Source organism: Clostridium sp., assembly GCF_051650885.1.
In the GTDB taxonomy this organism is placed as follows: Bacteria; Bacillota; Clostridia; order Clostridiales; family Clostridiaceae; genus Clostridium.
Genome location: NZ_JBOFRG010000319.1, coordinates 1 through 11,445 on the forward strand (window position 1 = coordinate 1; position 11,445 = coordinate 11,445).

Consider the following 11,445-nt stretch of genomic DNA (forward strand, 5'->3'; position numbering starts at 1 on the left):
TAATAATTAAATAATAATTAATGTCGGAGGTGTAGAGATGTTTTGTACTGATGAAAAGGTTTATGGAAACCTTTTAGATGGAGAATGGATTATAAGCAAAGAAAATTTAATAGATATAAAATCACCAATAAATGGTGAGCTAGTTGGATCGGTTCATGCTATGAGCACAGAAGAAGTTGATGAAGCTATAAGAGTGGCGAAAAAGGCACAAAAAGAATGGGCTGGAGTACCTACAAATGAAAAAGCGAAAATGCTTCATAATGTAGCAGACCTTTTAGAAGAAAGAATAGAAGAGATGGCTAAGGTTATGGTTCTTGAAATAGCAAAAGATAATAAAAGTGCTATGTCAGAAATAAAGAGAACAGCTGACTTTATAAGATTTACAGCAGATGCAGCAGAAAATATAAAAGGTGAATCATTACCAGGAGATTCATTCCCAGGATTTAAAAATGATAAAATTTCAATTGTAACAAGAGAAGCCTTAGGAGTGGTTTTAGCAATATCACCATTTAACTACCCAGTTAACTTAGCAGCTTCTAAAATAGCACCAGCTTTAATGGCTGGAAATTCAGTAGTATTTAAGCCAGCAACGCAAGGAGCTATTTCAGGAATGTATTTAGCAAAAGCATTTAATGAGGCTGGAATTCCAAGTGGACTTATAAATACTATTACAGGTAGAGGAAGTGAAATTGGAGATTATGTTGTAACACATAAGGATATTGATTTTGTAAACTTTACAGGAAGTAGTGAAATTGGAAGAAGAATTTCTAAAATAACAGAGATGAAACCAGTTTTAATGGAACTTGGTGGAAAAGATGCAGCAATAGTTTTAAGAGATGCAGATGTTGAACTTGCAGCTAAAAACATTGTAGCAGGAGCATTTTCATATTCAGGACAAAGATGTACAGCTGTTAAAAGAGTTTTAGTTCAAGATTATGTAAGTGATGCATTAGTAGAAAAAGTAGTTGAATACATGAAAGGTGTTACTTATGGAAATCCTTTAGAAGGAGACTTTACTGTAGGACCTTTAATTGATACAAAGGCAGCAGATTTTGTTGAAGGATTAATTAAAGATGCAATTGATAAAGGTGCAACACTTTTATGTGGTGGTGAAAGAATTGGAAATATGATTACACCAACTCTTTTTGATAATGTAACTGAAGAAATGAGAATTGCATGGGAAGAGCCTTTTGGACCAGTGCTTCCTATTATAAGAGTTAAAAATGTTGATGAAGCAATAAGAATTGCTAATGAATCAGAATATGGTCTTCAATCATCAGTATTTACACAAGATATAAATAAAGCATTTTATGTAGCAAACAAACTAGAAGTTGGAACTGTTCAAGTGAACAATAAAACTGAAAGAGGGCCAGATCACTTCCCATTCTTAGGAGTTAAATCATCAGGTATGGGAATTCAAGGAATTAGATATTCTATTGAAGCAATGTCGAGAGTAAAAGCAACAGTTATAAATTTAAACTTATAATTTAGAATTAGATTTTTTAAGCTAGTGGTTTTACCGCTAGCTTTTTAAATTAAAAAAAGTGCAGTATTTTATTTACTGCACTAATTTAAAGTTATTGCTTAAAAAATGTATGGTTTCCAATAACTTTAGAATCTTTTTTTGATGTTTCTTTCATCCATGAACAAGTTGCTATAGATGGATTATAAAAGAATAATGCCTCATTAGTTGGATCTTTTCCACGGATTGCCTCATAAACAGCATCATAACAAGATTCGTTTGTCTGGGTATCTAAACGACCATTAACAACACAAGAAAATGCATTTTTTTGAAAAATTACACTTTGTATTGTATTTGGAAAATGTGGACTCATAACACGATTTAATACAACAGATGCAACAGCGACTTTGCCTTGAAAAGGTTCGCCACGGCTTTCTGCATAAACTAGTTTAGCCATTAAATCAATGTCTGCCTTAGTTATTTTTAATTGTGAACCATTATGGTTAAAAACTTCTATTTCATTTTTTGTGTTTCCATTTTGAACAACAGCGCTTGATGGAATAGCTTCCTCATAATCAAGATTAAATGCTGTTTTGCTAATTTTTGACTCATTTCTATAAAATTTAGAAGATATTTTTTCCTGTTCTACAGACTCAAGGTCAGCCGCAAAAGCAGAAAGTGAGCCACCTCCTAAAAAGATTATAGTTAGTAAAAAAAGACTGAAAAATTTTTTCATAAAAAACCTCCTTTTTACAACCCAGTCCAAAATATATTATTGCCCAAAATAAAAAAAATATACTATTTGTTCTTTAAATTGGATATTTCATTCTTAAAATTAGTATATGATTCTATAAAAGTAGCATATGATTTAAAGGCTTCATCATATAACTTTTGGGCAGTTTCAACATCCTTTTCAATTAAATCAAGGCTAACGGCTTCAGTAAGTGAATTTAAATAAAGTTTATATTCTTGAATACACACTTCTAAAGCATTTGAAGTTAAAAAACCTGATTCAGGAATTGATAACATATAATATTCTTCTTCAATTTTAGAAAAAATATTCTTCTTTTTATCTAAATCTTCTAAAAGTGGTGTTAAGGAACGGTTAGTTTGTTTTATATCAGCAAGTGCAGGAGCTAAGTCTTCATCTATTGAGTCAAATTTAGTGGTAATACTTGAAAGCTTTAAAAGAAAATCACGATTTGATGATTTTTCTATACTAGATAATGTATTTAGATTAATTACAGTATCAAAGTAGTTACAAGTATTTTTAAAAAATGAGATAGACTCATCAGAAGTTATTTTGTTTAAACCATAAACATCAAGTGTTTTTAAGCTTTCAATAAAAAGTGAAAAAGTTTTTTTATATTCTTCAAGATTTTTTTCAAGGTTTTTACTATCAGGTGATAAATACATAGATAGTCCTTGTTTAATTAAAGTAATATTTAAAGTTATGCTATTATCTAAAGCAGACTTTACCTTTTCATTGTTAGTTGAAGATTTTATTACTAAAATATTTTGTTTAGCAATATCTAAGTCTTTTGTAATCAATGGTAAAATTTCTTTAGCTTTATCAGTATTTACTGTATTTTCATTGATACATGAGGATAGTGATGAATTTATTTTATATACTTCTGAAGCAATTGAATTTAAATGCTGAATATCAGCATTTTTAGGATTAAGTTTTGTAACAATAAGCAAAATCAATGGTATTAAGATAATTATTGAAGCAAAAGATAGTGCTTTAAAGTTTTCTTTGCAAATGTTCTTTATAAAATTTATGAAATCAGACATTTTTAGAACCCTCCTTTTCATAATCTAAAAAAAGTAATCTCATAAGATTATATTAAGGTTATATTTAAAATATTATAAAAATTAAAAAAAAGTAGTATCATTTATATCATAGGAAATACTATTTAGTGTATAATTTAACTTGATAAAGAATGGGGTGACAAAAGTGCAAGATTTTTTTCTAGGAACATTAAACGCAGTAAGAAATATTTCAATATGGTCAATTATAGATATACTAGTGGTTTCATACATTTTTTATAAAGGCTATATGCTTATTAAAGAAACAAGAGCAGAGCAACTTTTAAAAGGAATATTATTTATAGTTGCATTGATACCAATAAGTTATATTTTACGATTGAATATGCTTTATTTTATTTTAAATAAAACTTTAACTATCGGAGTACTATCAGTAGTTATTATTTTTCAACCAGAAATAAGGCGTGCATTAGAGCATTTAGGGCAAAGTGCATTTAACGATACAGGAAGACCAAGAGATGAAAAGACAATAGAGAAATTTATAGATGAGATAGTAACAGCATCTCAAAATTTAGCAGAATCAAAAACAGGTGCACTAATTGCAATTGAACAAAATACAGGACTTGGAGAAGTTTTAGGTTCGGGTACTATAATAGATGCAGAAGTTAGTTCAGCACTTTTAGAAAATATATTTGTAGTAAATACACCACTTCATGATGGTGCAACAATAATAAAAAATGAAAGAATTCACGCGGCAGGCTGTGTTCTTCCATTAACAAAGGATAATAGTATAAATAAAAAGCTTGGAACAAGACATAGAGCAGGGATAGGCTTATCAGAAAACTCTGATGCGATTGTAATTATTGTATCTGAAGAAACAGGAGTTATATCATTAGCTATAAGAGGAAGACTTACTAGAAATTATGATAAAGATAAGCTTAGAACAACATTAAAAAGTTTAATTGTAGAAAAGAAAAGTACAGGAAAATCAGCAAGTGAGAAGGTGAAGTCATGGATAAGGGATCTACAAAAGAAAGATTAATAATAAAGCTTGTCTGTGTACTACTGTCTTTTTGCCTTTGGATATATGTAACAAATGTAGAGACAGTTATAAAAACATATACCCTTAAAAATGTACCAGTTCAAGTTACAAATACAGAAGCATTAAAAAATCAAGGGTTAGCACTAGCACCAAATCAAAAATTTAATGTAGATTTAAATTTAGAAGGGCCTTCTAAAGAGATTTATTCAGTTAAGCCTGATGATTTTATAATAAAAGCAGACTTAGGAGAATATGCTTTGAAAAAAGGTATCAACAATATTCCAGTTCAAATAGTAAATTATCCACAACAAATTAACATAAAAAACAATGGATATTTAGTAGTTCAAGTGAAACTTGAAGCGTTAGAGACAAAAACATTTGATTCAGTATCAAATGTAAATATCACGTTTGCACAGGATGTGTATAAGGATAAAGTCCAATTTACATCTCAAAAAGTTGATGTGACAGGACCAGAAAGTTTAGTAAATGAGGTAAAGGAAGTTGCATTAGTTGGAAATATTGATAATGTAGCAGGCCCTTTAACAAAAACATTTAAGTATGAACCTTTAAATGCCAATGGGCAAGTAATTAAGGGGGTAGAGTTAAGTGAAAAAGAAGGAACTATTGGAATTCAAACAAGTGAAGGGAAAAAGGTAAGTCTTGAACCACAATTTACAGGAGCTCTTCCACAAGGGATAACCTTAAATGGAGCTTCATTGTCACAAAAATATGTGTATATAGTAGGTAATAAAAATGCATTGAGTGGAGTAAATAGTTTGAATTTAGAACCGATAGATTTATCGAAAATCGAAGAAGATACAAAAAAGACAGTTAATATTTCACTTCCACAAGGAGTAAAAATAGCAAATGGAAATAATAGCGTTACAGTATCAATAGATGTAAATGGAACAACAAAGCCAACAACACCAACTGATACAGTAATAGATAAAAATTTTGAAATTCCAGTTAAATATGAAGGATTAAATAATGAATTGAGTTTAGAAAGTAGTTCAAATACAGTTACTATAACTGTAAATGGTCCGACAAGTATTATTAACGAGTTAAGTAATTCAGATTTTACTGCAACAGTAGATTTAAGTGGTTATAAAGAAGAAGGGAGTTTCTCTATAACACCTAAAATAACAGTAGATAAAAATATAGCGATACAAAGTATACCAAATGTATCTGTGAAAATAGTGAAAACTGAAGCAGATAAAAAAATAGCAAAAATTGATAAGAAATAGGAGATAAAAATGGCGATAAGAGTAAATAATGTTACTTTATCTATAGATGAAGATATGAGTCTTTTAAAAGGAAAGGCATGTAAAAAACTAAAGATATCAGAAAAAAATATAAAAAGTTTTAAAATATTAAAAGAAAGTATAGATGCAAGAAAAAAAGATAATATAAAATTTAATTACTGTGTAGAAATTGAATGTGATAATGAAGAGAAGATAGTAAAAAAAGCTAAAGACAATAGTATTACATTAGATAACTATAAAGAAGAAGAATTAATATTTGGAACAAGGGAAATGAAATCTAGACCTGTAGTTGTAGGGTTTGGACCAGCAGGAATATTTGCAGCTTTAACATTGGCACAAAAGGGATATAAACCAATTGTGTTTGAAAGAGGAGAAGATGTGGATGAGAGAAGCAAAACTGTGGATAAGTTTTGGGCTGATGGAACATTAAATCTAGATTCTAATGTACAATTTGGAGAAGGTGGAGCAGGTGCTTTTTCAGATGGAAAGCTAACAACTAGAATAAAAGATAGAAGATGTTCTTATGTATTAGAGGAATTAGTTAAAAGTGGTGGACCAGAAGAAATAATTTATTCAGGAAAACCACATATAGGAACAGATATATTAAAGGTTGTAGTAAAAAATATTAGAGAAGAAATTAAAAGCTTAGGTGGAGAAGTTCACTTTAATTCAAAGCTTGAGGATATTATCTATAAAGAGGGAAAACTTGAAAAGATAGTAGTTAGTGGAAAAGAGCTTGAATGTGAAAATTTAATTTTAGCAATAGGACATAGTGCGAGAGATACTTATGAAATGCTTCATAAAAGAGAAGTATTTATGGAACAAAAAGCTTTTGCGATAGGTGTTAGAATAGAACATCCACAAGATATGATAAATAAGGCTCAATATGGAGAATATGCAAATCACGAAAGACTTAAAGCAGCAGACTATAAATTAGTTTATCAAAGTGAAAAGTTTAAGAGAGGTGTTTACTCATTCTGTATGTGTCCAGGTGGAGTTGTTGTTGCAGCAGCTTCAGAAGAGAAAAGATTAGTATCAAATGGAATGAGTTATCATGCAAGAGATAAAGAAAATGCAAACTCAGCTTTAGTTGTAACAGTAGGACCAGAGGATTTTGAAGGAAGTCATCCTTTAGCAGGAATGGATTTCCAAAGACATTATGAAAGACTTGCATATGAGCTTGGAGGAGGCGGATATAAAGCGCCAATTCAACTTGTAGGAGATTTCTTAGAAGATAAAAATTCAACTAAGCTTGGGGAAGTAATACCAAGTTATGAGCCAGGATATGAATTTAAGGAACTAAAAAATTGTTTACCTTCATATGTTGTAGAAACTATAAAAGAAGGAATAGCGGTATTTGATAAAAGAATAAAAGGATATGGAAGACATGATGCAGTTTTAACAGGAATTGAAACAAGAACATCAGCACCAGTTAGAATGTTAAGAAATGAGAAATTACAAAGTGTTTCTGTTGAAGGATTATATCCAACAGGTGAGGGAGCAGGCTTTGCAGGTGGAATTATATCAGCAGCAGTTGATGGAATAAAAGCAGCAGAAAATGTAATGAAGGAATATAAAAAAATATAAAAATAAGACTATGGAAAAATTCATAGTCTTATTTTTATTATTTAGGCAAGAGGTTTTTAATTGTATTTGTAATGAATATAGTTTATATTATTCCTAGTTTCAAAAAATGGTGAATTTAATTTATCTTAATATTCTGAAAATTTAACTATTGGAAAGAATTTCTGTTACAATGTTATTAGATATTGTTATAAAATTAACGAGTTAAAATTCCATAAATGGATTAAATAGTTAAAATAAAGTTTATATAAATAAATAGTAAGAGGTGCAGGAATATGAGTAAAAATTTCGATGAATTATTATCTAAAGTTAAAAGTGTAAAATTAAAAAAGGTATCAGTAGCGGTAGCTCAAGATGAGCCAGTATTAGAAGCGGTAAAATCAGCTAAAGAACAAGGAATAGCAGATGCGATTCTAGTTGGAGATAAGGTGAAAATAAAAGAAATTGCAGATAAAATTGATATGGACTTAACTCATTATGAAGTTATTCATGAGCCAAATGTTAATAAAGCTGCTCTTTTTGCAGTTCAACTTGTATCAAGTGGAAGAGCTGATATGGTAATGAAGGGATTAGTTGATACAGCTACATTTTTAAGAAGTGTATTAAATAAAGAGGTTGGACTAAGAACAGGAAAACTTATGTCTCACGTTGCAGTTTTTGAAGTTGAGGGAATAGATAGACTTCTTTATATAACAGATGCAGCATTTAACACATATCCAGAATTAAAAGATAAGAAACAAATAATAGAAAATTCAGTATTAGTTGCACATGCATGTGGATTAGAAATGCCAAAGGTTGCACCAGTTTGTGCAGTTGAAGTTGTAAATCCTAATATGCCAGCAACAATAGATGCTTCATTATTATCGAAGATGAATGAAAGAGGACAAATTAAAGGTTGTATAATAGACGGACCTTTAGCTTTAGACAATGCATTATCAGAAGAAGCTGCACATCATAAAGGAATAGAAGGACCAGTTGCAGGAAAAGCTGATATTATAATGTTACCTAATATAGAAACTGCAAATGTAATGTACAAATGTTTAACTTATACATCAAAATCAAGAAATGGTGGATTATTAGTAGGAACATCAGCACCAGTTATATTAACATCAAGAGCAGATTCATTTGAAACAAAAGTAAATTCAATTGCATTAGCAGCATTAGTATCGGAATCATTAAAATAATAAATAAATTTGGAGGTATAGGAAATGGCATATAAATTATTAATAATCAATCCAGGTTCAACATCTACAAAAATAGGTGTTTATGAAAATGAAAAGGAAGTTTTAGAAGAAACATTAAGACATTCATCTGATGAAATAGCTAAATATGAAACTATATTTGATCAATTAGGATTTAGAAAAGAAGTTATTTTAAATGTATTAAAAGAAAAGAACTTTGATATAAAAGAATTAAGTGGAGTAGTAGGAAGAGGTGGAATGCTTAAACCAATTCCAGGTGGAACTTATGAAGTAACTGAAGAATTAATAAAAGATTTAAAAGATGGAGTGCAAGGACAACATGCTTCAAACTTAGGTGGAATATTAGCAAATGAAATAGCTAAAGAAGTTGGAGTTAGAGCATTTATAGTAGATCCAGTTGTTGTTGACGAATTAGAAGAAGTAGCTAGACTTTCAGGAGTGCCAGAACTTCCAAGAAAAAGTAAATTTCATGCTTTAAACCAAAAAGCAGTTGCTAAAAGATTTGGTAAAGAAAGTGGAAAAGGATATGAAAATTTAAATCTTATCGTAACTCACATGGGTGGAGGAGTTTCAGTTGGAGCTCACAAAATGGGAAGAGTTGTAGATGTAAATAATGCTTTAGATGGAGATGGACCATTTTCACCAGAAAGAGCTGGAGGAGTACCAGTTGGTGATTTAATAAAAATGTGTTTCTCAGGTGAATATACTGAATCAGAAGTATATAGCAAAATAGTAGGTAAAGGCGGAATGGTTGCATATTTAGATACTAACGATATGAGAGATGTAAGAGCACTTGCAGCTGATGGAGATGAAAAGGCACAGTTAATATATGATGCATTTATATATCAAGTATCTAAATGTATAGGAGAAATGGCTACAGTTTTAGAAGGAAATGTTGATAAAATAATATTAACAGGCGGAATTGCATATTCTGAAGAAGTAGTAAGAGATATAACTAAAAGAGTTTCATTTATAGGTGAAGTTAAAGCTTATCCTGGAGAAGATGAATTATTAGCATTAGCACAAGGAGCTATAAGAGTTCTTGATGGAGAAGAAGAAGCTCAAAAATATTAAACTAAAAAAATAGTTTTAGATTTTAAAGAAGTTTTGCTACATTTATTAAATTTAGTGAAACTTCTTTTTAAATTTGATTTTCTTTAGCTAGATAAAGTTGTGAAGAATAAAAGTATAATGGTATAATTAAGAAAGAGTAAGAGGCGGAGGAAGAAAATATGAGTATATTAGATTTAAAGCTTAAAAATGATGAAATGGATTTATTTTTTAATGCAATTTTAGAGCTTAAAGATATTGAAGAGTGTTATAAATTTTTTGAGGATGTAGCAACAATAAATGAAATTAAATCCTTAGCACAAAGAATTCAAGTTGCACAATTATTAAAAGAAAAAAATACTTACACAGAAATAATAGAAAAAACTGGAGCAAGTACAGCAACAATTAGTCGTGTTAATAGAGCATATAACTATGGAACAGAAGGTTATAAAATTGTTTTAAACAGGTTAGAGGAAAAACAAAAAAAGAATAAATAATTTATAAAGGTGCAAAATATTGTCAAAAGATAAGATACTATATATACTATATATAGTATAATAATTTGAAATAACTAAGAAAGAGGTAGTCAAATGAGTAGAATATTTGGAACAGATGGAGTAAGAGGAATTGCAAACTCTGAGCTTACAGCTGAACTTGCATATAATTTAGGGAGAGCAGGTGCTTATGTATTAACAGAAGGAGCTCACAAACCTAAAATAATAGTTGGGAAAGATACAAGAATATCAGGAGATATGCTTGAAGCTGCATTAGTTGCAGGGATTTTATCAGTAGGAGCAGAAGCTATAATACTTGGAGTAATTCCAACACCAGCAGTAGCTCATCTAGCAAGAGAATATGGAGCAGATGCAGGAGTTATGATTTCAGCTTCACACAATCCAGTTGAATATAATGGAATTAAATTCTTTAATGGAAATGGATATAAATTATCAGATGATTTAGAAGACCAAATTCAAGCTACAATTGAAGGGGGATTTGAAGGAGTTCCAAGTCCAGTTGGTTCACAAATAGGAAGAAGAAGAGTTGAAGCAAAAGCACTAGAAGATTATATAGAATTTGCAAAAAACACAACACCTTTTAAATTAGATGGAATGAAAGTAGCTTTAGACTGTGCAAATGGTGCAGTTTATGCAGTAGCAGTTCAAGCTTTTAGAGATTTAGGGGCTGAAGTATTCGTAATAAATGATAATCCAGATGGAACAAATATAAATGAAAACTGTGGTTCAACACATCCAGAAGAGTTAATGGATTATGTTATAAGAAAGAAATGTGACATGGGATTTGCATTTGATGGAGATGCAGATAGATGTCTAGCAGTTGATAATAAAGGAAACCTTATAAATGGTGACTTTATATTAGCAATTTGTGCAAAACACTTAAAAGAAATTGGTAGATTAAAAGATGATACATTAGTAGTTACTGTTATGAGTAACTTAGGACTTGATATTGCTTGTAAAAACCTTGGAATAAAAACAATAAAAACTAAAGTAGGGGACAGATATGTTCTTGAAGAAATGGTTAAAGAAAAATATTCATTAGGTGGAGAGCAATCAGGACACATAATATTCTTAGAAAATAACACTACAGGAGATGGACTTGTAACAGCACTTCAAGTTGCAGCAGTAGTTAAAAAGAGCAATCAAACATTAAACGAACTTTGCTCAATAATGAAAGAACTTCCACAAGTATTAGTAAATGCTACAGTTCCAAATGAAATGAAAAACATTTACTTAACTGACGAAGAAATAAAAGCAGAAATCGAAAGAATGGAAGCTTTAATGGATGGAAAAGGAAGAGTCCTTATAAGACCTTCAGGAACAGAGCCTTTAGTAAGAGTTATGCTTGAAGGAGAAAACCAAGAAGAAATAGATAAACTTGCACATAACTTAGCAGATATGATATTAGCTAAATGTAAGTAGAAAAGGGGCTGTCGCACTAAAAAGTAGTGCACAGTTCCTTTTTTATACAAAAAAACAAATCCCTAACTTCGAAAAAGTTAGGGATTCTGATAAAATGTTTGTATGCTTAAAACCAACATTTTACTTAAAGATTATACTA

General features: G+C 30.1%; 10 protein-coding genes. 8 read left to right on the forward strand and 2 right to left on the reverse strand.

Annotated elements, in window-relative coordinates:
- Positions 1–37 precede the first annotated feature (37 nt).
- Positions 38–1,486 (forward strand): NADP-dependent glyceraldehyde-3-phosphate dehydrogenase, encoded by a 1,449-nt coding sequence (locus ACRC28_RS15560; RefSeq protein ID WP_438544356.1) that lies wholly within the window; start codon positions 38–40, stop codon positions 1,484–1,486.
- A 91-nt stretch (positions 1,487–1,577) separates the two neighbouring features.
- Here ACRC28_RS15560 and ACRC28_RS15565 read toward each other — a convergent pair whose 3' ends face one another.
- Together ACRC28_RS15565 and ACRC28_RS15570 are read right to left on the reverse strand one after the other, a co-directional pair.
- Positions 1,578–2,198 carry a cell wall hydrolase gene (locus ACRC28_RS15565; protein ID WP_438544357.1) on the reverse strand — a complete coding sequence of 207 codons (621 nt, stop codon included), beginning with the start codon at positions 2,196–2,198 and terminating at the stop codon, positions 1,578–1,580.
- A gap of 62 nt (positions 2,199–2,260) precedes the next feature.
- On the reverse strand, positions 2,261–3,256 hold the full coding sequence (locus ACRC28_RS15570; RefSeq protein WP_438544358.1) for a hypothetical protein: 996 nt from the start codon (positions 3,254–3,256) through the stop codon (positions 2,261–2,263).
- Between the two features lie 163 nt (positions 3,257–3,419).
- Between ACRC28_RS15570 and cdaA the strand changes: the two genes are divergently transcribed.
- The 7 genes from cdaA (at position 3,420) to glmM (ending at position 11,306) form a co-directional block, all read left to right on the forward strand.
- Positions 3,420–4,271 carry a diadenylate cyclase CdaA gene (cdaA, locus tag ACRC28_RS15575; protein ID WP_438544359.1) on the forward strand — a complete coding sequence of 284 codons (852 nt, stop codon included), beginning with the start codon at positions 3,420–3,422 and terminating at the stop codon, positions 4,269–4,271.
- Positions 4,241–5,515: a CdaR family protein gene (locus ACRC28_RS15580; RefSeq protein WP_438544360.1), complete on the forward strand. Its 1,275-nt coding sequence runs from the start codon at positions 4,241–4,243 to the stop codon at positions 5,513–5,515. Before cdaA ends, ACRC28_RS15580 begins: the two co-directional genes overlap by 31 nt.
- Before the next feature lie 9 nt (positions 5,516–5,524).
- A complete protein-coding gene (locus tag ACRC28_RS15585) occupies positions 5,525–7,120 on the forward strand; it encodes an FAD-dependent protein (RefSeq protein WP_438544361.1) in 1,596 nt (531 codons plus the stop codon).
- 272 nt (positions 7,121–7,392) lie between these two features.
- Entirely contained in the window at positions 7,393–8,301 is a 909-nt protein-coding gene (gene ptb, locus ACRC28_RS15590; protein WP_438544362.1) for a phosphate butyryltransferase, read from the forward strand.
- Between the two features lie 24 nt (positions 8,302–8,325).
- Positions 8,326–9,393, forward strand: coding sequence for a butyrate kinase (gene buk, locus ACRC28_RS15595; protein WP_438544363.1), 1,068 nt, complete (start codon positions 8,326–8,328; stop codon positions 9,391–9,393).
- A 158-nt stretch (positions 9,394–9,551) separates the two neighbouring features.
- Positions 9,552–9,866 (forward strand): YerC/YecD family TrpR-related protein, encoded by a 315-nt coding sequence (locus tag ACRC28_RS15600; protein ID WP_438544364.1) that lies wholly within the window; start codon positions 9,552–9,554, stop codon positions 9,864–9,866.
- 93 nt (positions 9,867–9,959) lie between these two features.
- Positions 9,960–11,306 (forward strand): phosphoglucosamine mutase, encoded by a 1,347-nt coding sequence (gene glmM, locus ACRC28_RS15605; RefSeq protein ID WP_438544365.1) that lies wholly within the window; start codon positions 9,960–9,962, stop codon positions 11,304–11,306.
- Positions 11,307–11,445: the final 139 nt, after the last annotated feature.